The sequence below is a fragment of the Rubrivirga aquatilis genome (assembly GCF_046845665.1).
In the GTDB taxonomy this organism is placed as follows: Bacteria; Bacteroidota; Rhodothermia; order Rhodothermales; family Rubricoccaceae; genus Rubrivirga.
The window spans coordinates 4009520-4031903 of sequence record NZ_CP177355.1 but is presented as its reverse complement, the minus strand read 5'-3'; the positions used below and the strand labels follow the sequence as shown (position 1 = coordinate 4031903).

Annotated in this window: 17 protein-coding genes; 7 read left to right on the top strand and 10 right to left on the bottom strand. The window is 72.3% G+C overall.

Going from position 1 to position 22384, the window contains the following annotated elements; genetic code table 11:
- The first annotated feature begins 71 nt into the window (after positions 1-71).
- The gene (locus tag ACLII4_RS17740; RefSeq protein WP_412068732.1) at positions 72-1541 is read left to right on the top strand and encodes a M28 family metallopeptidase; all 1470 of its coding nucleotides are present in this window, start codon (positions 72-74) and stop codon (positions 1539-1541) included.
- A gap of 103 nt (positions 1542-1644) precedes the next feature.
- Here ACLII4_RS17740 and ACLII4_RS17735 read toward each other — a convergent pair whose 3' ends face one another.
- Positions 1645-3840 carry an amino acid permease gene (locus tag ACLII4_RS17735; protein ID WP_412068731.1) on the bottom strand — a complete coding sequence of 732 codons (2196 nt, stop codon included), beginning with the start codon at positions 3838-3840 and terminating at the stop codon, positions 1645-1647.
- 105 nt (positions 3841-3945) lie between these two features.
- Between ACLII4_RS17735 and ACLII4_RS17730 the strand changes: the two genes are divergently transcribed.
- Both ACLII4_RS17730 and ACLII4_RS17725 read left to right on the top strand, forming a co-directional pair.
- Positions 3946-4416: a hypothetical protein gene (locus ACLII4_RS17730; RefSeq protein ID WP_412068730.1), complete on the top strand. Its 471-nt coding sequence runs from the start codon at positions 3946-3948 to the stop codon at positions 4414-4416.
- Positions 4417-5373 (top strand): NAD-dependent epimerase/dehydratase family protein, encoded by a 957-nt coding sequence (locus tag ACLII4_RS17725; protein ID WP_412068729.1) that lies wholly within the window; start codon positions 4417-4419, stop codon positions 5371-5373.
- A 129-nt stretch (positions 5374-5502) separates the two neighbouring features.
- On the opposite strand, the gene ACLII4_RS17720 is transcribed toward ACLII4_RS17725, so the two are convergent.
- Complete coding sequence (locus ACLII4_RS17720; RefSeq protein ID WP_412068728.1) at positions 5503-6540, bottom strand: N(4)-(beta-N-acetylglucosaminyl)-L-asparaginase; 1038 nt, start codon at positions 6538-6540, stop codon at positions 5503-5505.
- Between the two features lie 308 nt (positions 6541-6848).
- Here ACLII4_RS17720 and ACLII4_RS17715 point away from each other — a divergent pair, with 308 nt between their 5' ends.
- On the top strand, positions 6849-8870 hold the full coding sequence (locus ACLII4_RS17715; RefSeq protein WP_412068727.1) for a hypothetical protein: 2022 nt from the start codon (positions 6849-6851) through the stop codon (positions 8868-8870).
- Positions 8871-8917: 47 nt separating this feature from the next.
- On the opposite strand, the gene ACLII4_RS17710 is transcribed toward ACLII4_RS17715, so the two are convergent.
- Both ACLII4_RS17710 and ACLII4_RS17705 read right to left on the bottom strand, forming a co-directional pair.
- Positions 8918-9868: a M15 family metallopeptidase gene (locus ACLII4_RS17710; RefSeq protein ID WP_412068726.1), complete on the bottom strand. Its 951-nt coding sequence runs from the start codon at positions 9866-9868 to the stop codon at positions 8918-8920.
- Positions 9869-10126: 258 nt separating this feature from the next.
- Positions 10127-11047: a DUF5996 family protein gene (locus ACLII4_RS17705; RefSeq protein WP_412068725.1), complete on the bottom strand. Its 921-nt coding sequence runs from the start codon at positions 11045-11047 to the stop codon at positions 10127-10129.
- Between the two features lie 88 nt (positions 11048-11135).
- On the opposite strand from ACLII4_RS17705, the gene ACLII4_RS17700 reads away from it, so the two are divergent.
- Positions 11136-13034, top strand: coding sequence for a cation:proton antiporter (locus ACLII4_RS17700; RefSeq protein WP_412068724.1), 1899 nt, complete (start codon positions 11136-11138; stop codon positions 13032-13034).
- 141 nt (positions 13035-13175) lie between these two features.
- Complete coding sequence (locus tag ACLII4_RS17695) at positions 13176-14879, top strand: NAD+ synthase (RefSeq protein ID WP_412068723.1); 1704 nt, start codon at positions 13176-13178, stop codon at positions 14877-14879.
- An 18-nt stretch (positions 14880-14897) separates the two neighbouring features.
- Here ACLII4_RS17695 and ACLII4_RS17690 read toward each other — a convergent pair whose 3' ends face one another.
- Positions 14898-15329, bottom strand: a complete 432-nt coding sequence (locus ACLII4_RS17690; RefSeq protein WP_412068722.1) for a hypothetical protein — start codon at positions 15327-15329, stop codon at positions 14898-14900.
- A gap of 215 nt (positions 15330-15544) precedes the next feature.
- Between ACLII4_RS17690 and ACLII4_RS17685 the strand changes: the two genes are divergently transcribed.
- Positions 15545-15727 (top strand): hypothetical protein, encoded by a 183-nt coding sequence (locus tag ACLII4_RS17685; RefSeq protein WP_412068721.1) that lies wholly within the window; start codon positions 15545-15547, stop codon positions 15725-15727.
- Positions 15728-15797: 70 nt separating this feature from the next.
- On the opposite strand, the gene ACLII4_RS17680 is transcribed toward ACLII4_RS17685, so the two are convergent.
- From ACLII4_RS17680 to ACLII4_RS17660, 5 genes are all read right to left on the bottom strand, one after another.
- Complete coding sequence (locus tag ACLII4_RS17680) at positions 15798-16529, bottom strand: hypothetical protein (RefSeq protein WP_412068720.1); 732 nt, start codon at positions 16527-16529, stop codon at positions 15798-15800.
- Between the two features lie 185 nt (positions 16530-16714).
- Positions 16715-17680: a DUF4249 family protein gene (locus tag ACLII4_RS17675; protein WP_412068719.1), complete on the bottom strand. Its 966-nt coding sequence runs from the start codon at positions 17678-17680 to the stop codon at positions 16715-16717.
- Between the two features lie 79 nt (positions 17681-17759).
- The gene (locus ACLII4_RS17670) at positions 17760-20063 is read right to left on the bottom strand and encodes a TonB-dependent receptor (protein ID WP_412068718.1); all 2304 of its coding nucleotides are present in this window, start codon (positions 20061-20063) and stop codon (positions 17760-17762) included.
- Between the two features lie 475 nt (positions 20064-20538).
- Complete coding sequence (locus tag ACLII4_RS17665; protein ID WP_412068717.1) at positions 20539-20892, bottom strand: hypothetical protein; 354 nt, start codon at positions 20890-20892, stop codon at positions 20539-20541.
- A 223-nt stretch (positions 20893-21115) separates the two neighbouring features.
- Positions 21116-22300 carry a peptide chain release factor 1 gene (locus ACLII4_RS17660; RefSeq protein ID WP_412068716.1) on the bottom strand — a complete coding sequence of 395 codons (1185 nt, stop codon included), beginning with the start codon at positions 22298-22300 and terminating at the stop codon, positions 21116-21118.
- Between the last annotated feature and the right edge of the window lie 84 nt (positions 22301-22384).

Genomic DNA, 22384 nt, shown 5'->3' with positions numbered 1-22384 from the left:
GCGGCCGCATGCCCGTCTTGCCAGGAGCGTGCCATTCGGGCCGCACCGCTCCTCTCTCCCGCCACCCCACCATGCGCGTCGTCTTCGCCCTCGCCGTAGCCGTTCTCTCCGTCGCCCCCGCGCTCGCCCAGCCGGGCGTCGAGCAGAACCGCCCGCCCGACGCGCCGTGGCCGGACTCGCTCGTCGGCGGCGTCGCCCCGCCCGCCGAGGTGCAGGCCCTCCACGCCGTCGCCAGCGCCGTCTCCGCCGAGCGCATCGAGGCCGACATCCGGACGCTGGCGGGGTTCGGCACGCGCCACACGTTGAGCGATACCGTCTCCACGACGCGCGGGATCGGCGCGGCGCGGCGCTGGATCCAGGCCGAGTTCGAGCGGATCTCGGCCGCGTGCGGCGGCTGCCTCGAGGTCGTCGTCCAGCGGCGGACCATCTCGGGCCAGAGCCGCATTCCCGAGCCGACCGACGTCGTCAACGTGCTCGCGATCCAGCGCGGGACGACGGACCCCGACCGCTACGTCGTCATGTCGGGCGATATCGACAGCCGCGTGAGCGACGCGCTCGACTTTACCTCCGACTCGCCGGGCGCGAACGACAACGCGTCCGGGATGGCCGGGGCCATCGAGGCGGCCCGCGTGCTCAGCCAGCACTCATTCCCCTCGACCATCGTCTATGCGGGCCTCAGCGGCGAGGAGCAGGGCCTGTTCGGTGGCCAGATCATGGCCGAGATCGCGCGTGAGGAGGGGTGGGAGATCGTCGGCGTGCTCAACAACGACATGATCGGCAACAGCTGCGGGATCGACGGGGTGTGCGACAACACGTCCGCTCGCGTCTTTTCGGAGGCCACGCGGCCCATCGAGACCGAGCGCGAGGCCCGGATCCGGCGGTTTACTGGCGGCGAGGTCGACGGCCCGTCCCGCAACCTGGCCCGCGTCGTCGACCGGATGGCGGACGACTACATCCGCAACCTCGACATCCTGATGGTCTACCGGCTCGACCGGTTCGGGCGCGGCGGCCACCACACGCCGTTTACGAACGTCGGCTTCCCGGGCGTCCGCATCATGGAGACGCACGAGCACTACGACCGCCAGCACCAGGACTTGCGCACGGGCACCCACCCCGACGGCTCGCCGCGCCACTTCGGCGACACCGTCGAGTACGTCGACTTCGACTACGCGGCCAAGCTGACGGCGCTCAACGCGGTCACGCTGGCGATGCTGGCGGGCGCCCCGCCGCCGCCCTCGGGCGTGTCCATCGAGGGGGCCGTGCAGCCGAGCACGACGCTGTCGTGGGACGCCCCGGACCGCGCCGAGAACCCGCAGCTGGCGGGCTTCCGCGTCTGGTGGCGCCTGACCACCGAGCCCCAGTGGCAGTGGTCGGTCTACGTCCCCAACTCGGGCGACGCGCGCCAGACGTACACGCTCGAGAACGTCGTCATCGACAACTACCTCTTCGGCGTCCAGGCCGTGTCGGCCGACGGCAGCGCCAGCCCGGTCGTCTTCCCGGGCGCCATCGGGGCGTTCGATTACGAGGGGACTGGGGACTGAGGGACGTTGGGACTGAGGGGGCGCCCACATCGGGGCGTCTCTGCATTGCCCGCCTCGGGGAGATCGCCGAGGTGGCCGGAGCGCCCTCCAGTCCCCAGTCCCTCTACTCCAACACCTCGCCGAACGCGATGTCTTCGGCGGCGAGCACGAAGAGGGTCGCCGGGAGGTCGGCGGTGCGGGCGCGGAGGGCCGTGTAGTAGTCCACGAACCCGTCGTCGGTCGGCGGCGCGAGCCCGAGCATGACGAGGTCGGCGTCGGCGGAGGTCTCGCGGAGGACCTGGTCGAAGGGGCGGTCGGCGGCCAGGATCACCTCGAGCTCGGCGCCGGTCCGCGTCAGCCGCAGGCGCTCGCCGACGGAGGTCCGCATCTGGGCGGCGGCGGCCTCGTTCGGCGCCACCATCAGCACGCGGACCGTGCTCCCGCGCCAGTCCAAGCTGGTCGACAGGAGGTACGCCAAGAGCACCATCAGGCCGCCGTTGCCCTTGAGGCCGCCCCACCACACGTCGATCCGCTGGCGCCGGCCGTAGCCGCCGGCCGCGCTGTCGCGGACGATGACGACGTTGCGGGCGTTGTCGTAGAAGTGGCGGACGGTCTGGCCGTAGCGCGCCTGCCGCTCGGTGCTCTGCGTGTCGCCGAGCAGGATCGTGTTGGGCACGAACGCGCCGAGCCCGTAGCTGTCGACGAGCCGCTCGGCGCCCTCGAACGGGTCCGGCGCCGCGATCACGCGGACGAGCGCCTCGACGGCCCGGTCGGCGAGGTAGTCGTGGATCTGGCGCTCCAGCCCGGCCACGCGCGTCGGCGTCACGTCCGCGGCCGTGATGACGGTCGAGACGGTCAGGATCGAGCGGTTGTGGGTGATCGCGGCCGCCAGCTCGACGAGCGGCCACCGCGAGGCCGGGGCGCCGGAGAGCACGAGCAGGTGCGGGCGCCAGTTTTTGGAGTCGTCCTGGGCGTCGCGCAGCCGCATCAGGCCCGCGCGCGTGACGGCCATCCAGATCCCGCGCCGCACGTCGCCCCAGGCGGTCTCCAGCGACTGGCGCTCCAGCCACAGGAAGATCCCGAACACGAACGTGACCGCGACGGCCGTCGCGACCGCGTTGATGAGGAGCATCACGGCCACGCACCCGATAAAGCCGAGCAGCGACAGCGCCCACGGCACGCGGAACGTCGGCCGGAACGAGGGGCTGTTCAGAAAGCGCTCGACGGCCGCCGACAGGTTGAGCACGCCGTACGTTGTCAGGAAGAACATCGTCAGGACGGGCGCGATCAGGTTGAGGTCGCCGAACCACACGGCCGCCAGCGCGACCGCGAGCGTGAGGCCGGTCCCCAGGCGCGGCGCGTCGTCGTCGCCGGAGCCGGTGCCGAGCCAGCCGAGCCACGACGGGAGCACGCCGTCGCGCGCGAGCGCCTGGAGCACGCGCGGCGCCCCGAGCACGCTCCCGAGCGCGCTCGACAGCGTCGCGCCCCAGACGCCGAGCAGGATCGAGTCGCCCCAGATCGCGATCCGCGACATGATCAGCGGGTCCGTCAGCAGGTCTTCCGTCGAGGCCCGCGCCGCCAGCAGGACCGGCAGCAGCATGTAGATCACGTACCCCACGCCGACCGCCGCGAACGTGCCCTTGGGGATCGACCGGCTCGGGTCCTTGAGGTCGCCCGACAGGTTGACGCCGGCCATGATGCCGGTGACGGCGGGGAAGAAGACGGCGAACACGGTCCAGAACCCGGCCCGCTCCAGGACCGGCGCGGTGCCCGGCGCCGGCGGCACGCTGCTCCCGAACACGAGCGCCAGCAGCGACAGCACGATCGCGCCCATGATGACGTACTGCGCACGGATCGCCGTTTTCGCCGATACCAGCGCCAGCACGGCCACGGCGACCGTCGTGACGAGCCCGACCGTCTTGAGGTCGACGCCGGGGAACCGGAGCGCGACGCTCTCGGCGAAGCCGATCGTGTACAGCGCGACCGAGAGCGCCTGGGCGATGTAGAGCGGCACGCCGACCGCGCCGCCGGTCTCGATGCCGAGCGACCGGCTGATCATGTAGTACGCCCCGCCCGTCCGCACCCTCGTGTCGGTCGCGATGGCGGCGATCGAGAGCGACGTCAGAAACGTGATCGAGGTCGCGAGCGTGACGATCAGCAGCGTGCCGCCCAGCCCCACGTTCCCGACCACCCACCCGAACCGGAGGTACATGATGACGCCCAGGATCGTCAGGATCGAGGGCGTGAAGACGCCGCCGAAGGTGCCGAGCCCCGTGGGGTTGGCGGGGACGACGGAGGCGCGGGGCGGACGGACAGACACGACGGGGTGGGGGACGAGCGGGAAGAGGGTACCACCGCGTGCCCCGCTCGCGCGGGATCGCCGCCGCCGCCCGAGACGTAGAGTCCACCCTCGACCCCCGACCGAATGCTCTCCCCGTCGATCCTGCGGCTCGCCCCGCTCCTCCTCGCCCTCGCCCTCGCCGGCTGCGCCTCGGACACGCCCGAGACAGAAGCCGATCCGACGGGCGAGGTCGACGTCCGCTCGAACGAGACCGACGACCTCGGGGCCATCGACAACCCGGACCTGCGCGCGGAGGCCGACACGACGGGCCCGCCCCGCGTCACGGTCGCCGGCACGACGGTCCCGACGCGCGGCGTCGTGACCGACATCGAGAGCGGCGACCGCTCGTGCTACATCACGCTCCGCACCGACGACGGTGCGACGGAGACCGTCCACGCCGACTACTCGGTCTGCGACACCAACGTCATCGAGGGCCGCCGCGTCCAGATCGTGTACGCCCCCGACGACGTCATGGCGGCCTCGTGCGAGGGCGACCCCACCTGCCTCGACACGGAGACCGTCGCGCTGGCGGTGATCGCCACGCCCATCGACTGAGTGCGCGCCGTCGTCACGGGCGCCAGCGGATTCCTGGGCGGCGCCGTGGCCCGGGCCCTCGTCGCTCGCGGCGACCAGGTGCTCGGCCTCGACCTGGTGGCCGCCCCGGCCGCCCCGTTCGAGACGGTCCGAGCCGACCTGACGGGGCCCGGCGACTGGCAGGCGAGAATCGCGAGCGCCGACCTCGTGGTCCACGCCGCCGCCCGCGTCGGGGAGCTCGGGTCGCCCGCCCAGTTCCGCGCCCAGAACGTCGACGCCACGCGGCACGTCGTCGACGCGAGCGCGGAGGCGGGGCGGCTCGTCCACCTTTCATCGATCGTCGTCCACGGCCGGGACTTTCCGCCGGACTGCCCCGAGAGCCACGACGTCCAGCCGACGGGCAACCCGTACACGGACACCAAGATCGCGGCCGAGCACGCCGTGTTTTCGGAGGTCGCGAGCGGGCGCGTCCGGGCGACGGTCGTCCGGCCGGGCGACGTGTACGGGCCGGGCAGCCGCCAGTGGACCGTCCGCGCCGTCGAGATGCTGCGCGCCGGCCGGTTCGCGCTCGTCGACGGCGACCGCGGCGTCCTCGCGCCGGTCTTCGTGGACGATGTGGTGGCGGGGATCCTGGCGGCGGCCGGAGGAGAGGGGGCAGTCGGCGAGGCGTTCCACCTCAGCGGGCCGGGCGTGTCGCCGCGCGTGTTCTTCGGCCACTACGCGCGGATGACGGGCGTCCGCTTGCGCTCGGTGCCCCCCAGGCTGGCGCGGGCCGTCGCGCCGGTCGTCGCGGCGGGCGCGCGGCTGGTCGGCAAGGAGCCCCCGCTGTCGGGGCGGACGCTGGAGTACGTAACGCACCCCGCCGCGTACTCGACGGCGAAGGCCGCGCGCGTCTTGGGCTGGCGCCCGGCGGTCGGCCTCGACGAGGGGATGGCGCGCACGGAGGCGTGGCTCCGCGAGACGGGGCGGCTGGGGTGAGGACCGCGGACGACGGACCACAGACGACGGCGCAGAGCATCGTCGGACTGCGCGGCGTCGCCCGTCGGAGAGGGAGTGGCGACAAGACGCGAGGGCTCTAGCGGTCCGAGGTCCGTCGTCCGCGGTCCCCTACAGCACCGACGGCGCCTCGACGGTGTACGTCACCCCGCCCTCGACCGGCGTCTCGGCCGTCACCGTCCCCGCCGCGTCGGGCGCCGCGCCAGCGGGCCGCGTGACGACGTAGACGAACCCGGGCTGCAACCCGGCCGCGCCGACCTCGCCGTCCGGCCCGAGCGCCAGCACGCCGACCTGGATCATCGCCGGGTCGGCCGGCGTGACGCGCGCGACGCGCTCGACGAGCGACTGCGCCGCCGACTGCGCCGAGCGCCCGTGCCGCATCGCCTCGACGACCGCGCTGGCGCCCGCCACGCGGATCACCTCCTCGCCGTGCCCCGTCGCGACGGCCCCGCCGATGCCGCCGTCGACGAACAGGCCGCCGCCTAGGATGGGGCTGTCGCCGACGCGCCCGCGCATCTTGTACGCCAGCCCGCTCGTGGTGCACGCCCCGCAGACGCGGCCGGCGGCGTCGAGCGCGAGCACGCCGATCGTGTCGTGGTCGTCGGCGTGCCCCGTCCGCCGCTCGCTGTTGACGGCCGGCGCGTACTCGGCGGTTTCCAGCCACGCGCGCCACGCCGCCTCGGCCTCGGGCGTCAGCAGGTCCACCATCTCGACCCCTTGCGACTGGGCGAACGTCCGGGCCCCCTCGCCGACCAACATCACGTGCGGCGTCCGCTCCATCACCATCCGGGCGACCGTGACGGGGTGGAGCACGTCTTCGAGCGCGGCGACGGCGCCGCACCGGTGGCGCTCGTCCATCACGCAGGCGTCGAGCGTGACGCGGCCGTCGCGGTCGGGGCGGCCACCGAGGCCGACGGAGTGGTCGTCGGGGTCGGCCTCGGGGATGCGCGCGGCGGCCTCGGCGGCGTCGAGCGCGTAGCCGCCCGCGTGGAGCACGGCCCAGGCTTGGGCGGCGGCGCGGCGGTTGTCCCACGTCGCCAGCACGACCGGGCCGGAGGGCGCGGCGGCGGCGCGGGCGGTCCGGGGCAGGGCGGCGAGCGCGCCGAGGGCGGCGCCGGAGCGCAGGAGGTCGCGGCGGGAGAGGGGCATGGGGGGCGCTGTGGGGCCCGCCAAGCTAGACTCGGACAACGGCCTGCACGTGGACTCGGAGGCCATGCCGCGGCGTCGCGCGATCCACCGCCCTGGCCTGGGCCACGCCTGCCTGGCGGCGCCTCGGTGGAGCTAGTCTCCACTCTGAGCGGTACACACCCCTCGCCAGCCTCGTCGGTCGGCGCCCCGCAGAGGGCCTCGGCGGGCGCGTAGGGGCGGACCTGTCCACTCGGGCCGGGGCAAATGGACTAGGGAGTGAAGTAGGGGAGTATGTAGGTTGTCGGTCCCCCACATGTCGGTTTGTTTGAATGGTCCGCCTCCTCGCCCTCGCGCTCTTCTCGCTCGCCTCCTCGGTCGAGGCCCAGGTTTGTGAGGGTGACCTCCTCCTTCGCACCCAGGCCGAGGTCGACGCTGTCAGTTGCACCGAGGTGACGGGGAACCTGCAGATCACTGAGGCGGCCGGCACCGCGGACCCGATCACATCCCTCCGGCCGCTCACGACCGTCTCCACGGTCGGCGAGTCGCTCTCCATCTACAACACGACCGCGTTGGAGACCCTCGACGGATTGGAGAACGTGGCCGCAGACGGGTACGTCAATGTCCGGAGCAACGCGGCGCTCCGGAGCCTTGGCAATCTCCCCGGGATCGTGTCGTCGAGCGGGATCGTCGCCATCGAGGGGAACGCGGTGCTGGATGACATCGCTGGGCTCGCAGGGCTCCGGTCGGCGGGATTTATCGTCGTCGAGGACAATCCCGCGCTTCGGAGCCTCGCCGGCCTCGCGGGGATCGACACGCTCAGCGCGCTCCACATTCGGAACAACGAGTCGCTGGAGACCCTCGGCGACCACTGGGCGCTCACGGCTGTCACGTCGCCCGTAAGCTTTCGGGGGCTCTACATCGAGGGGAACCCAGCGCTCGCCGACCTCGACGTGCTCACCGACCTCCACTCGGTCGAGAGCACATTCCGCCTCCGTGGCAACGAGTCGCTCGTCGACGTGGACGGGCTCTCGTCGCTCCGTACGGTCGGGAGGTTGGAGATCCGCGACAACGCGGCTCTCGAACAGATCGACGGCCTCGCCAGCCTCCAGGGTGCGGAGGACATCATAATCCAGGGCAACCCGGTCCTCCGGACGGTCGATGGGCTGGCGAGTCTCACCGGTGTCGACGTTCTAATAATCGGGGACAACCCGGTGCTGGCGTCGCTCGACGGGCTCGGCGGCGTGACCTGGGCCCGGGTCGTGATTGTCACCGGCAGCGATGTCCTCGAAAACCTCGAAGGCCTGGGCCTGCTGGACGGCCTGGAGACCCTGCGGATCGAGGACAACGCGCGGCTCGCGGACATCGGCTCCCTCGCCGGATCCTCGTTGGACGGCGACCGGACGTCGATCTCCATCCAGAGGAACCCGGCGCTGACGAGCCTCGCCGCGCTCGCCGGGGTGGGCCCGGTCGTGCGCTCTGTCTACGTCTGGGACAACGATACGCTCGAGAGCCTGGAGGGGCTGGAGGGGATCGAAGCGGCCTTTCGGCTTGAGGTCGTCGGCAATGAGCGGCTCGCGGACCTCGACGCCCTCTTGGGCCTGCATGAGGTCGTGTCCCTCATTGTTCGCGACAACGCGGCCCTGCCCGATCTCGACGGCCTCGCCGGCCTCACGGACCTGGCTGGCGTCGGCGTCGAGGTCTCGGGGAACGGGTCGCTGGTCGACCTCGCCGGGCTCCGCGGGATCCACGACATGGCCGCGCTGACCCTCGCCGACAACGACGCCCTGGAGCACGTCGATGGGCTCTCTAGCCTGACCGCCGTCCGCCATAAACTCACCATTGAGGGGAACGCATCGCTGCGGAATCTCGACGGGCTGGCCCCACTCTCGTACATCGGCGGGCTGCTCACCGTCACCGAGAACCCGGCGCTCTCGTCGTGCTCGTGTGGGCTCTACGGCAACCTCAGTCAGGGGACGGCCTTCGGCGGTGTCGTCATCCGGGACAACGCGCCGGGCTGCAACGCCGAGGCAGAGATCAGCGAGCCCGCCGGGGCGTGTGCGTTCCCCATCGACCGCGAGGACGCCGGCGCGGCCGGGGCGGCCCTCTCCGTCGGTCCGAATCCGGCGGCGACGCTCGCCACGGCCCGGTTCGGGGTCACGGCTCCCACGGCGGCCCGGCTTGCGGTGCTCGATGCGCGCGGCCGGCTCATCCGGGTGCTTCTGGACGGCCCGGTGTCGGGCGCCGTCGAGGCGGTCATCGCGACCGGTGGCCTCACGCCGGGCGTGTACTTCGCGCGGCTAACCGTGGAGGGAGCGCCTCCGCAGACGGCCCCGTTCGTCGTCGTCCGCTGAGCACCGGGTCGGCGAAGGCACCGCTGGCCCCTGGTCGTTTCTGAGGTCTATTCGACCGGGAAGTCGAAGTAGGTCCCCGTGTGCGGCTCGCCGCGCAGCGTGAAGTGCCACCACTCCTTGGAGTAGTTCCGAAACCCGCCATCGCTCATGGCCGCCCGCAAGCGCTGGCGGTTGCGCCGCACGTCGCCGGTGAACCGGGGGTGGTCGGTCGCCGCGAGCGGGGAGAGGCAGTCGTAGGCCGTGCCCATGTCGAGGTCGCCCTCGTAGAACCGGCCGCCGTCCATGATGTCGGGGCCCGTGGGGCCCGAGAGCGGGCGGTCGCAGCGGGGGAGATGTCCGTCGGGCGTCGGGAAGTCGGTTTGGACCGAGCGCGACACGGGCAGGCGGACGAGCGTGAGGTCGACCGTCGAGCCGCGGCTGTGGCCGCTCCGCGTGGCGATGTAGCCGCGCGAGAACAGGCGGCCCTTCGGCTCCTCGGGGTAGAAGGCGTCCTTCATCGCGAGCGCCTCCGGGTCGTTGGCCCAGCGCACGAAGTGCGTCACGGCGGCTTGCGGGCGGTAGCAGTCGTAGACCTTGAGCCCCAGCCCGGAGCCCGCCAGCGACGCGGCGACGTCCGCCAGCGCCTCGGCCGCTTGCATGGTCAGGATGCACTCGGGCGCGAGGTACCCGTCGATGGGCGTCCCGACAAAGTTGTAGGCCGTCGTGTACCGCATCTCCTGCGCGATCCCGGGCGCGACCTCGCTCAGGCGGACGAAGCCGTCGGGGAGGTCGGGCCGGGCGGCGCGCTCGGTCGTGGCGTCAGCGGTGGACTGCGTCGTGTCGGACGTGCTGGCGGTGGCCGTCGTCGGGACAGGCGGGGCGGGTTCGGGGAGCGGCTCGGCGGCTGGCGGCGAGTCGGGCGGGGCCGCGCCGACGTTCGTGTGGCAGGCCTGCGGCGCCGTCAGCGCCACGCCGACGGCGGCGGCGATCAGCCACGGGAGGACAGGGGAGCGGGGCATGGGTCCGGGAAGAGACGGCGCAAGGTAGGGCGGCCAACGGGCGACTCCGGGGGATCGCGCGTGTGGCTCGCGTCACGACGGGTAGGGCGGAGGCGGGGCTCCCCCCGTCCGACCGCCCATCGCTTCGCTCCGTGGCGCTCGGACTGTCCCCCTCACTCGTGAGGGGGACAGCGCTTCGGGCTGGGAGCGCAGCGACCGGCCGAAACGCGGGGGGAGGGTCACGGGACAGGGGGGGGGGCGGCGCTGGCGGCTCGTGCGCTACCGCGCGTCGGCGGGGAGGTCGGCCTCCAGCGCCGCACGGTCCCAGCTGCCCGCGTCCGCCGCCGCCTCGTACGTCGACTGCAAAAACGCCAGCAGGGCCGCGTCCGGGTCGGGCGCCGTGCGGACGGCCTCGTACGGCAGCAGGTACTCGCCGAGGGCCGCGTCGTAGCGCGCCGCCGCAGGCTCGACGGGCGCCTCGCGGAACCCGTCGGGCTCGGGGTAGGCGTACGCGTAGAACATGGCCTCGCCGACGCCATCGCCCGGCCACAGCCCGGCGCTCGACACCTCGTGCGAGTACGCCTCGGCCATCACCCAGTCGGCGAGGTTCGGCGCGCCGCCGGGGTGCCGGGGCGCCGTCCGGCCCGAGAACCGGGTCGCGGCCAGGTCGAAGGCGCCCCAGAAAACGTGGACCGGGCTGGCCTTGCCGATAAACCGGGCGCGGAACGCCGTCATCACGCGGTGCGCGGCCACCAGCGCGCGCCAGTACGCCGTGACGGCGCCGGCGTCGTAGGGCCGTGGGTCGGTGTCGTCGGGGAACGCGACCACGTCGCCGGGGATCTCGACCGGCTCGGGCCACACCTCGACCGAGGCCCCGGTCTCCGCCAGCGCGTCCATCGTCCGCTGGTAGAACTCGGCGACCGACATCGGACCGAGGGCGACCGACGCCTGCGCCCCCGAGGTCGCCGTGACCGCGAGCCGGTGGTCCACGAAGTCGAACGCCAGCTCGACGCCGAGGGCGGGGATCAGCCCCGTCGACAGCCCGCGCGCCGTCACGTAGAGCGGCACGTGCCAGGCGTGGTTGACCCAGGGCGTGCCCGCCAGCCGCACCTTGCCCACGATCTGCGTCCACCGATGGACCGCGTCGGCCGTGGGTTGCCAGTCGGCGAAACGCGGGAGGGCGGGCCAGGCGTCGGGCATCGGAGAACGGGGAGTGTGCGGTTTGGACCCGCGCCGGAGCCCGGCGGTTCTCCGCCGGTAGTTTGCCGACCCCGCCCGCACCCTCCGCATGCCGTCTCCGCTCGTCATCATCGCCGCCGTCGTGGTCCTCGGGATCGGGGCCCAGTGGCTCGCGTGGCGGACGCGGCTCCCGTCGATCCTGCTCCTCCTCGGGTTCGGATTCCTGGCCGGGCCGGTCACCGGGTTCGTGCCGCAGGAGGCGCTGCAGGGCGAGTGGCTGTTCCCGTTCGTGTCGCTGGCGGTCGGCATCATCCTCTTCGAAGGCGGGCTGACGCTGCGGTTCGACGAGTTCCGCGAGGTCGGCCGGTCGGTCCTCAACCTGATCTCGATCGGCGTCGTGGTGACGGGCGTGCTCGGCGCGATCGGGGCGCACTACCTCGCCGGGTTCACGTGGGAGGTCGCCGTCGTGCTCGGCGCATTGCTCACGGTCACCGGCCCGACGGTCGTGCTGCCGCTCTTGCGCCACGTCCGCCCGGCGGGGCGCGTCGGCACGATCGCGAAGTGGGAGGGGATCACCATCGACCCCATCGGCGCGATCCTGGCCGTGCTCGTCCTCGAGACCGTCATCCTGCTCCACGAGCCGGCCGAGGCGGGCGGCGAGCACGGGAGCGTCTGGGGCGCGCTCGCGCAGGGCATCGCCTTCGAGATCGTCGTCGGCGTCGGCGTGGCCGTCCTCGCGGCGGCGCTGCTGATCCTGCTGCTCCACCGACGGTTGGTGCCCGACTGGCTCCAGAACCCGGTCGCGCTGATGGTCGTCGTGGCCGCGTTCGCGATCTCGAACACGCTGCAAGAGGAAGCCGGGCTGCTGGAGGCCACGCTCCTCGGCATCATCATGGCGAACCAGCCCTACGTCTCGGTCCGCCGCATCGTCGAGTTCAAGGAGGACCTGCGCGTGCTGCTGATCTCGCTGTTGTTCATCATCCTGTCGGCGCGGCTCGACCCGAGCGCGTTCGAGCTGATGCTGGCGCCGGGGCCGCTGCTGTTCCTGGCGCTGCTGATGCTGGTCGTCCGCCCGCTCGCCGTCTTCCTGTCGTCGCTGGGGACCGGGCTGACGTGGCGCGAGCAGGCGTTCCTGTCGTGGCTGGCGCCGCGCGGGATCGTGGCGGCCGCCGTCGCGAGCCTGTTCTCGTTCCGGCTCGCCGAGTTCTTTCCCGCCGACGCCGAGCGGATCGTGCCGGTCGTCTTCCTGGTCATCGTCGGGACGGTCGCCGTGTACGGGCTGACGATCTCGCCGATCGCGCGGTGGCTGGGGCTGGCGCTCCCCGACCCCCAGGGCGTCGCGTTTGTCGGTGCCCAGCCCTGGGTACGGCGCGTGGCGACGGCGCTCCAGGGCCTGGGGGTGAAGGTCCTGCTCGTCGACGCCAACAACCGCAACGTGCGGCAGGCACGCGAGGAGGGGCTGGCGGCCCAGCGCGTCAACATCCTGGCCGAGGGCGTCATCGACGACCTCGACCTGAGCGGGATCGGCCGGCTCCTGGCGGTGACGCCCAACGACGAGGTCAACTCGCTGACGGCGCTCCACTTCGGCGAGGTCTTCGAGTCCGACGAGGTGTTCCAGCTCCCCATGCGCGCCGACGGCCCGAAGTCGGCGGCGACCGAGATCCCGCGCCACCTGCGCGGCCGCCCGCTCTTCGACGACGGCGCCACGGTGATGGCGATTGACGAGCGCGTCGAGGCGGGCGCCGAGGTCCACGTCGTCCACGCGACGGCCGAGCGGCCGCTGTCGATGCTGCGCCAGGAGTACGACGACGGCGGGCTCACGCCCCTCTTCCGCGTCCGCGGCGGCGACGTGTCCGTCTTCGCTGGCGACGCCGACCTCGCGACCCAGCCCGGCGACGCCCTCGTGGTCCTGGCGGACACCCCGCCCCCGGCCGACTGGCTCGCCCCCTCCGCCGCCGCCGTCCCTTCGGGCGACGGCCTCCCGGACGCGCCCGTGCCCGCGGTGTAGCTCCGCCCGCCTCGGCCCCGAGGCCGAGAGAGTGGGGTCGGCACCGTGGCTGGCCCTCTCGCGTTCTCCCGTTCCTGCGTTCCGACGCGCCAGCCCGCTCCATCCGGCCGCCGAACCCCTCCCGCGAGTCTGAAAAACCCGATGCGGATCGCCCTCTGCCAGCTCAACACGACCGTCGGCGACCTCGCCGGCAACGTCGCCCTCATCCTGGCCGACGCCCGGCGCGCGGCCGAGGCGGGCGCCGACCTCGCCGTCTTCCCCGAGCTCTGCGTCACCGGCTACCCGCCCCAGGACCTGCTGGACCGCCCGGCCTTCCTCGACGCCACCGACGCCGCCGTGCGGGCGCTGGCAGAGCAGCTCCCGGCCGGGCTCACCGCCATCGTCGGCGCGCCGGTCCGCAACGAGACGCCCGTCGGCAAGCGGCTCTTCAACACGGCGCTCGTGCTGGCGGACGGGCGCGTGCAGGACGCCGTCTCCAAGACGCTGCTGCCAACGTATGACGTGTTCGACGAGGTCCGCTACTTCGAGTCCGCGCCCGCGCGGCGCGTGGTCACGGTGAACGGGCTCCGCTTGGGCCTCCACGTCTGCGAGGACATGTGGAACAATGGCGGCGGCGACGCCTCCGGGACGGGCGCCGAGGGCCGGACGCACCTCTACGCCGCCAACCCCATCGACGACCTCGCGGCGCTCGGCATCGACCTGTTCGTCAACATCTCGGCGTCGCCGTTCGCCGTCGGCAAGCCCGCCGAGCGGCGCGACCTCATCGCCGAGAGCTGCCGCGAGCACGGCGTGCCGTTCGTCTACGTCAACCAGGTCGGCGCCAACACCGAGCTGATCTTCGACGGCGACAGCCGCGTCACCGCCGCCAGCGGCGAGACGCTCTGGCACGGGGCCCTCTTCGCGCCCGACTTTTTCGTCTGGGACACCGACGCGCCGGGCGAGCCCGTCACGCCCGAACTCCCCGAGACGACCGCCCAGATTCACGACGCGCTCGTGCTCGGCGTCCGCGACTACGTGCGCAAGACCGGCGACGGCGTCTTCGAGAAGGCCCTCATCGGGCTGAGCGGCGGCATCGACTCGGCCGTCACGTGCGCGCTCGCCGTCGAGGCGCTCGGGCCCGACCGCGTGGTCGGCATCACGATGCCCTCGGCGTACTCGTCGTCCGGCTCCGTCGACGACTCCCGCCTGCTGGCGGACGCGCTCGGCATCGAGTTCCACGACGTGTCCATCCGCCCCGCCGTCGACGCCTTCGAGACGATGCTGGCGCCGCTCTTCGCCGGCCGCGAGCCCGACGTCGCCGAGGAGAACATCCAGGCGCGCGCACGCGGCGTGACGCTGATGGCCGTCTCCAACAAGTTCGGCCACCTCCTGCTGACGACTGGCAACAAGTCCGAGATGGCCGTCGGCTACGCGACGCTCTACGGCGACATGTCGGGCGGGCTGGCCGTGCTGTCCGACGTGTTCAAGGGCGAGGTCTACCGGCTCGCGGAGCACGTCAACGCGCGCGCCGGGCGCGAGCTCATCCCCCGAAACACGATCACCAAGCCCCCGTCGGCCGAGCTCCGGCCCGGCCAGGTCGACGCCGACTCGCTCCCGCCGTACGACGTGCTCGACGCCATCCTGGCCCGCTACGTCGAGTCGCACGAGTCGCCCGCCACGATCGCCGCCGCGACCGGGTTCGACCGCGCGCTCGTCGACCGGATCGCCCGGATGGTGGACCGCAACGAGTACAAGCGCCGCCAGGCCGCGCCCGGCTTGCGCGTCACCGGCAAGGCGTTCGGCTCGGGCCGCCGCCTGCCCATCGTCATGCAGCGGACGACCGTCGAGGCGCCGGTCGACGCCTGACTGCGACGCGACGGACGGCTACTCGCCTTCCACGACGGCCGCCCCCAGGGTCGCCCGGACGCGCAGCTCCAGGGGCTCGTCGTTGACCCGCTCGAACGCCACGTCGTAGACGCCGGGCCCGGGGATCCGCGCGAACACCTCGCGCTCGACCGTCCCGACCGCGCCGACGCACGCGCCCTCGGACTCGTCGATGACGCTCACGGTGACCTCGATCCGCTGGACCTCGCCGTCGTGCGGCGTCCGCGTGGACGTGCCGTAGCCCGAGTACACGTGGCACGGCGACGGCGTCCGGCCGACGTAGTCAAACGCGAACCCGAGGTCGCCGTGCTGCGTGTCGAGGCCGACGAGCGTGACGGCCTCGGCGCTGGCGGCGACGGAGACCGGGGACGGGTCGGCGGAGTCGCAGGCGACGAGGACGAGGGCGGCGGCGACGACGGCGAGCGAGCGCATGGGCAGGCGGGGAGGGGGGGGGAAGAGCCAGCCAAACGGTGCCTCACGCGGTCTCGTACCCGGGCCCTCGCTTGCGCCCTGCGCCCCCCGAGGCACCTCCCCGTCGCGGGCCGAGGCCGCTGGCGTCATGCGGACGTGACCGCAGCGGCCGGCATCGACGCTGTGGAACGGGCGGGGGCGGGCAGCGTCGGAGGTGGGTTCTCCCCCCCGCCCCCATGTCGAACCTCAACGTCTTCCTGATCGGTTTCATCGTCCTCACCGCCGGGCTGGCGATGGGCGCCCACCTCGCCGGGGTCCCGACCGCCTGGATCGGCGCCGGCGGCGTCGTCATGATCGGGCTCGGCATCCTGATCGGCGTCACCAAGACGCGCCAGCGCGAGGACCCGAACCGGATGTAGCTCTCGGAGGGATCCGGATCCAAGAGGGACGCGAGGAGGGCCCTGCGCCCGCTCCCCGCTCTGAGCGGTCTCAGCGGAACCGCACGCGGACCGTCCCCGGCGTCTGGATCCGGACCTCCGGCACGTCCTTCAGCAGCTCCGCCAGCGCACTCGCGTCCGGCGGCCCGTCCGCCGCCAGCAGGTCGGGCCGCTCCGCGAGCGCGTCGACGAACGGCCCCATCGGGAGGTCGACGAGCGTGATCGTGGCGCCGTCCGCGTACGTCGCGTTCGTCTCCTCGACCGCGCCCTCCACCTCGACCGCCATCGAGATCCGCGCCTCGCCCATCATCGAGCGCATCATCGTCAGTGCCTGGGCCTGCTGCGCGGCGTCGGCCGGCGCGGCGTCGCTGGCGGCCGGCTTGCCCGGGTCGGGCTTGGGCAGCCGGATGTCGAGCGTCGCCGATTCGCCCTCGGCAAACCCGAACGTCATCGGGAACTGGCCCTCGGACTCGTCGCCCTCGCCCATCCCGGGCGCCGTGTACGCCAGCGTCCGCACGTCGTCGATGTCGTAGACCACCGTGAACCCGTCGTCGCGACGCTCGACCGACGCCAGCCGCACACCCGATCCCAGCCGCCCGGCGCGGTCCTCGAACTCTGCCTCATCGGAGGCGCCCGCGTCCTCCTGCATCGCCATCAGCCCGAAGCCGGACAGCCTCACCTCGTCGCGTAGCGTCGCCGACCCGTCCGCGCGCACGCTGAGCACGGACGAAAGCTGGAAGCAGCCGCTCACGACGACGGCGAGGGCGAGCGCGAGCAGACGCATCGGGCCGGAGGGGCGTGGAGGCGAGAGGATACGGCGACGCTCTCCAAAGGTCCGGCCCGCTCGCGCCAGACCCAGCTCGCGCCAACCGCCAGGAGAGGGACAACGCGCAGCGTCGGCGAAGCCGGGGAGAGGGGCCCCGCCTCCTACCCACCGGCTCGCGCCAGCCCTCCTCTCCCGAGCCCGCGCTACTCTACCAGCGTCGTCTCGACGGTCACCCGCGCGAACGACCCGAACACGCCGAGCCCGCCCACCACGTTCGTCGTCACGTTCGGGATCTCGCCCGGCGACAGCGTGCTCCCGCCGCCCTGCACCAGCTGGCTCTCCACGAACGCCTCCAGCGCCACGTCCACCGACACCAGCCGGATCGACACCGGCCCGTAGAACCCAAACGCCAGCGAGGGCACCTGCACCAGGACCGTCCCGTCGCCCAAATCCTGATATCCCGCCTCATTGATCACTGGCGACGTGCCCACGACGGCGTTCTCGCGCGGGTCCTGATCGCACACGACGCCCGCGCCGTCCTCCGCCGGGTCGCACCCCAAAAACCGGGTGTAGGGCGGCGTCAGCCCGAACGTCCCCTCCGCCGGGCGGCTCCGGTACTTCGTGTCGCCGTCCACCTCGATCTCCTCGAAGGCGACGGGCGCCAGCGCGCGCGTCGAGATCACGAACGCCGTCTGCCGCGCGGGTGTCGAGGTCCGCGACACCCGCAGCTCCGGGCCCTGCCCCTCGCCGTAGACCGACACCTCCGGCGGTCCCGCCACCAGCGCCAGCGCCGGCGGCACCGTCGTCTCGGCCGTCAACGTGTGCTCGCCCGCCCGCACATCCAGCCGGTACGTCCGCCCGGGGAGTACGCCCGCTGGCGTCGCCGGCTCGTACGTCCCCGGCGTCCCGCTCGCGACGTATGGATACGCCGTCGAGACCGACCCGTCGGCCGCCAGCAGCGACACCGTCACCGTCGCACCGGTCACCGCCAGCGCGGCCGGGTCGTACTGCGCCAGCAGAGGCGACGACTCCGTCAGCACGATGGCCGGTAGCGGCTCCTCGGCCCCGAGGTTGGCCGACACCACCACCTGGGCCGTAAAGTCGTCGTCCGCGAACCCGTCGCAGCCGACGGCCGCGAGCAGGAGGGAGGCGAGCAAGGCGTAACGCATCGGTCTAGAAAAGAGGAGAAGAGGAATAGAGGATCGGGCACACCGGCCCGGGAGGCGAACCCCGAACCCTGAACCGGTCTCACCGGCCACCGCCAAACGACAGCGAGAGCGACACATTCGGCAGGATCGGCAGCTGGCGCACCTCGCCCACCTCGACGGGGTTGGCGTCGAAGTCGTAGGTCACAAACCACAGGTTGCGGCGGTTGTACACGTTCACCAGCTGGAGCTGCAACTCGTAGTCGGCGAACGACCACGCGCCGCGCTTCGTCGCCCCCACGTCGACGCGGTGGTAGGGCGTTAGGCGTGCGGTGTTGAGGCCGTTCGAGACCAAGACGGGCAGCGTGTCGTCTTGGAAGGGCAGCCCACCCGCCTCGAAGAATCCGGCTGGCGTTGTGTAGGCCTGCCCCGTCGCGTATGCCCCGGCGACCGTCGCCTGCCAACCGCGACCGAGGTCGTACTGAGCGACGGCCGTCAGGTCGTGCAAGCGGTCGTACTTGGGAGGGAAGTAGCTCTGGAACGCCTCCGACTGGTTCGGATAGCGCCGCCGCGTCGCGCCGATCGTGTAGCCGACGAGCCCGGTCAGCCGGCCCAGCCCGCGCTCCAGCAAAAACTCCGCGCCGTACGCGTAGCCCTCGCCAAAGCGGAACAGGCTCTGGTAATCGAGCCCCGCCACGTCTTGGTTGTTGGGGTCGATGTCGAACAGGTCGCGCAGCGTCCGCCCGTAGACCTCCACGTCGAGCCGGTACGCCTCCCCCAGGTTCGTCTTGACGCCGAGCACGACCTGCTCCGACGCCTGCGGCGGCACGCCCACGCCCGTCGTCACCCAGGTGTCGAAGCCCGAGAACGCCTCGTTCGAGATCAGCGACAGGAACTGGTGGTAGCGCCCGGCCGCGAGCTGGACCACCATGCCCTCGCCCATCGTGCGCTCGAGCTGCACCTGGGGCGAGAACCGCAGGTACGCCGACCCGACCGCCGCTTGAGCGTCAGGGCGCAGATCCTTGGTCTCGCTCCGGAAGTACTCCGCCCTCAGGCCGCCCGTCGCGATCCACTCGCCCGCCCGCGCCTTGCCCTGCACGTAGCCCGAGGCGTAGCGCGAGGGGTTCTCGTAGTCGGTCTGCGTGTTGCCGTTGAAGCTGCTCGCGAGCCCCAGAGTCAAAAAGCCGCCCCAGACGCCCGCGCGCGCCTCGAACCGCTCGTTCGGCAGCCACTCGAGGTCGCCGCGCGCCGAGTAGTCGGTCAGGGTGTTCGGCCGCTCGAACTCGGTCCCGGCAAAGCTGCCGACGGGGTAGCTGAAGTAGCGGCTCGCGGTCAGCCGGAGCTGGGCGAAGGCCGTGCCCGACAGGACCCGGTTGTAGGCGAGCGAGCCGGTCCGATTCCCGTAGTCGAGGTCGAACCGGGCGTCGTCGCCGAACGGCACGACCACCTTGTCGCGGCCGGCGTACGTCGCCAGCGACACGCGGTCGTTCGGCGTCAGGTCGAGCGACACCTTGCCGTTGAGGTCGTAGAAGTAGAAGCTCTCCGGGATGCCGTCCTCGTCGAGCTGCTCGCGCAGGACCGCCAGCAGCGGCTCCAGCGTCGAGCGCCGCGCGTTGAACGAATACGAGCCCGAGGCGCCCGCGGGCAGCGGCCCCTCCACGCCGACCCGGCTCGCGAGCAGGCCCAGGCTCAGCGAGCCCGCCGTGCTCCGCCGGTTCCCGTCCCGGTTGTACACGTCGACGACCGATCCCAGCCGCCCGCCGTACGTGCTCGGGTACGCGCCTTTGTACAGCCGCACGTCCTTGATGGCCTCGGTGTTAAACGTCGAGAAGAAGCCGAAGAAGTGGGTCGGGTTGTAGACCGTCGTCCCATCCAGCAGGATCAGCGTCTGGTCCGGCGACCCGCCCCGGATGTACAGCGCCGACGAGAAGTCGCTCGACGCCTTGACGCCGGGCAACAGCTGGATGGATCGGAAGAGGTCCGCCTCGAAGACCGTCGGCAACGCCTCGACCAGGTCGATGGACACGTTCGCCGTCCCCGGCGCGCGCTCCTCTTCGATGGGCTCTTCGGCCTCCACGACCACCTCGCCGGTCGTGACCCCGGCGGGCTGGAGGTCGAGGTCGAGCCGCCGCGTCTCGCCGGGCGCCAGCGTCACCGTCCGCCGGAGCGCCTGGTAGCCGAGGTAGCTCGCGGTGACCGTCGTCTCGCCCGCGGGCAGGTTGCCGAGTGTGTAGAACCCCTGCACGTTCGTCGCCGCCCCGCGCCCGGTCGCCTCGACGGTCACGGTCGCTTGGATCAGCGTCTCGCCGGACGCGGCGTCGCGGACGAAGCCGTTGAGCGTGGCGGGCTGAGCGGCGGCGGACGCCGTGAGCAAAATCGCCAGCGGGGCGAGGAGGAGTCGGCGCATCGAGTCGGGGGGAGGGCGGGCCGGCCGGAGTCGTCTCTCCCTGCCGCGCGTCCGGGGGACGCCGCAACCCAGTCCCTTGTTACGGATCGTCGGTGAACCCTCGGCAGAGCCCGCCCCTGGACGAGCGCACGGATGTGGAGACGTGGTTTTCGTCTACTCGCGCCTGCGGTCGGGCGTGCGCCAGGAGGCGGACACCCTCCCCCTGGCTTCGCCGACGCTGCGCGTTGTCCCTCTCCCGAAAGGAGAGGGGCCGTCGTCGGGAGGGCTTGCGCAAGCCCCGATCGCCGAGCCGCCCGATGCCTCAGACCTGACCTCCCCTCCAGCCTGTCCCCGCGCAGGCGGGGAGGAGGGGTAGGGGAGGGCGATGGGCACCGCGCCAGAAGGCAGGCTCGCCACAGCAGGCCGGGCCCTCTCGGGCTTCTCGCACAGGGACAGGGGACCTCGTCGGAGGCGTCGTGCCCACCAAACCATCGGCTCAGCGGACGCGGTCGAGCGACGGGGGCTCGTCCACGCAGAACGACGACGAGTCAGCAAGCAGGCGGCGCGGGTCGCCGCTGGCGGGGTACCGGGAGACCGCCGTGCTGTTCGTCCAGCGAAGCACCAGCGCGCCGTCTTCGACGGCCCACGTGTGGACGGTGTCGCGTCGGACCGAGTCGGGGTGGGCGTAGCTCCAGGCCATCTGGCCGTCGGGGTCGAGGCGGACGTAGGCCGTGGCGATCTCGGGCGCCGGGCAGACCTCACGCCAGGTCGTCCCCGCGAGGTCGGCGCGCACCAGTCGCGGGGCGGCGGCGCACGCACCGAGGGCCAGGAGCAGGACGAGGACACGCATGGCGTCAGTCTACGACTCGGGTAGTAGGCGCCGCATCAGGCCCGCCCGAATGTGCCTATCGGTCTGCTCGTTCCTCCCTGGGTGCCCGCTGGCCCGTCGTCGCCATGGGGGGCGCGCCGGGAGTAGCCGCCGCCGCGTGCGGGGGAGGGCAACGGCCGACGGCGTTCCCAAAACCGCCCCGCCAGCGAGAGCCGGCGGGGCGGGAAACCGATGGGAGAGGGCCTTAAAACCGCAGCAGCGCGGCGGCCGGGCCGTGCGCCGCGAGCGCTTGGCGGCCGGCATCGGAGTGGACCAGTTCCAGGCTGGCGCCCTGCTCCATGGCCTTGTCGAGCATGAGCTCCACCAGATCCGCGACGGGGCTCACGTCGCCGCCGGTGGCGGCGTACGTGCCCTCGGTCTGCGTCGTCAGCATCCCCGAGGTCGCGTCGATGCCGCCCGGGATCGTCTGGTCGCCGTCGACGACGAGCGTCATCACGCGCTGCTGGTTGAGCATGTCGAGCGTGTCGTCGAGCCCGGCGACGGCGCGCGACGAGAGCAGCTCCTGCACCTTGCCCAGCGTCTCGACCTCCTCGCGGGCCTCGACCTCGCGCTGGGCGACCTCGGCGGCGTCGGCCACCTCGGCCGTGGTCGCCATGGTGTCGCAGGCGAACGAGCCGGCGACGCGCTGGCGGACCGACTGGTCGAGCTGGTCCAAGAAGTCGGCCTCCATGTCGGCCGGGGCCGAGTACAAGACGTGGCGGGCCTCGAGCTCCTTGGCGATGAGCTGGAGCGCGTGCGCCGAGCGCTGGGCCTGCTGGCGGCGGAGCTCGTTCTTGCGGTCCTGCTTCTGGTCCTTCGAGACGAGGTCGGTCACGGCGAACTCCTCACCGTCGAGCTCATAGACCTCCTCGACGAGCCCGATCTGGGCGAAGAAGAAGCGGCTCTTGTGCATCGAGAGCAGCGCGAGAACGAACCGGTCGTTCTCGTCGCGGATGCGCGCGAGGGGGCGGACGTAGGGGTTGTCGGAGACGTGCACCGCGTTCGGCAGCTCGATGGCCGTGCCGAGCTGCTGGAACAGCCCCTGCTCCTCGCATGCGAAGAACACGACGCCGCGGCCGGTGCGCGGGAGCCCGGCGTCGAGCGCCTCGCGGATCCGCTCGCACTCGCGCTCGACGGCCTTCTTGTGGTCGCCGGCGTCGGCGACGGCCCGCTCGCACAGGTCCTTGAGCGTCGTCGTCCAGGTGTTGCCCATTCGGGCCTCGGGCGTCATCTCGAGGTACAGGCTCACGATGGGCGCGCCGGTCGAGCGCGTCTCGTTGAGCGTCGTCAGGTGGCTCGCGTCGAGAAAGTGGAAGCCGGGCGTCGACGTGCGATGGCGGAGCTCGGAGAGGAGGGCGTCGCGGTCGGCGGGGGAGAGGGAGGCGGGCATGGAGGAGGGGGAGAGGGTCGGGGTACTCGGTACGGAGTACGGAGTGCAGACAAGGCGATCGGCATACCTCGTACCAGGTAGAGA

Coding starts and splice junctions, on each gene's coding strand:
- ACLII4_RS17740 (WP_412068732.1), top strand. CDS start 72: ATGCGCGTCGTCTTCGCCCTCGCCGTAGCCGTTCTCTCCGTCGCCCCC.
- ACLII4_RS17730 (WP_412068730.1), top strand. CDS start 3,946: ATGCTCTCCCCGTCGATCCTGCGGCTCGCCCCGCTCCTCCTCGCCCTC.
- ACLII4_RS17720 (WP_412068728.1), bottom strand. CDS start 6,540: ATGCCCCTCTCCCGCCGCGACCTCCTGCGCTCCGGCGCCGCCCTCGGC.
- ACLII4_RS17715 (WP_412068727.1), top strand. CDS start 6,849: ATGGTCCGCCTCCTCGCCCTCGCGCTCTTCTCGCTCGCCTCCTCGGTC.
- ACLII4_RS17710 (WP_412068726.1), bottom strand. CDS start 9,868: ATGCCCCGCTCCCCTGTCCTCCCGTGGCTGATCGCCGCCGCCGTCGGC.
- ACLII4_RS17705 (WP_412068725.1), bottom strand. CDS start 11,047: ATGCCCGACGCCTGGCCCGCCCTCCCGCGTTTCGCCGACTGGCAACCC.
- ACLII4_RS17700 (WP_412068724.1), top strand. CDS start 11,136: ATGCCGTCTCCGCTCGTCATCATCGCCGCCGTCGTGGTCCTCGGGATC.
- ACLII4_RS17695 (WP_412068723.1), top strand. CDS start 13,176: ATGCGGATCGCCCTCTGCCAGCTCAACACGACCGTCGGCGACCTCGCC.
- ACLII4_RS17690 (WP_412068722.1), bottom strand. CDS start 15,329: ATGCGCTCGCTCGCCGTCGTCGCCGCCGCCCTCGTCCTCGTCGCCTGC.
- ACLII4_RS17685 (WP_412068721.1), top strand. CDS start 15,545: ATGTCGAACCTCAACGTCTTCCTGATCGGTTTCATCGTCCTCACCGCC.
- ACLII4_RS17680 (WP_412068720.1), bottom strand. CDS start 16,529: ATGCGTCTGCTCGCGCTCGCCCTCGCCGTCGTCGTGAGCGGCTGCTTC.
- ACLII4_RS17675 (WP_412068719.1), bottom strand. CDS start 17,680: ATGCGTTACGCCTTGCTCGCCTCCCTCCTGCTCGCGGCCGTCGGCTGC.
- ACLII4_RS17670 (WP_412068718.1), bottom strand. CDS start 20,063: ATGCGCCGACTCCTCCTCGCCCCGCTGGCGATTTTGCTCACGGCGTCC.
- ACLII4_RS17665 (WP_412068717.1), bottom strand. CDS start 20,892: ATGCGTGTCCTCGTCCTGCTCCTGGCCCTCGGTGCGTGCGCCGCCGCC.
- ACLII4_RS17660 (WP_412068716.1), bottom strand. CDS start 22,300: ATGCCCGCCTCCCTCTCCCCCGCCGACCGCGACGCCCTCCTCTCCGAG.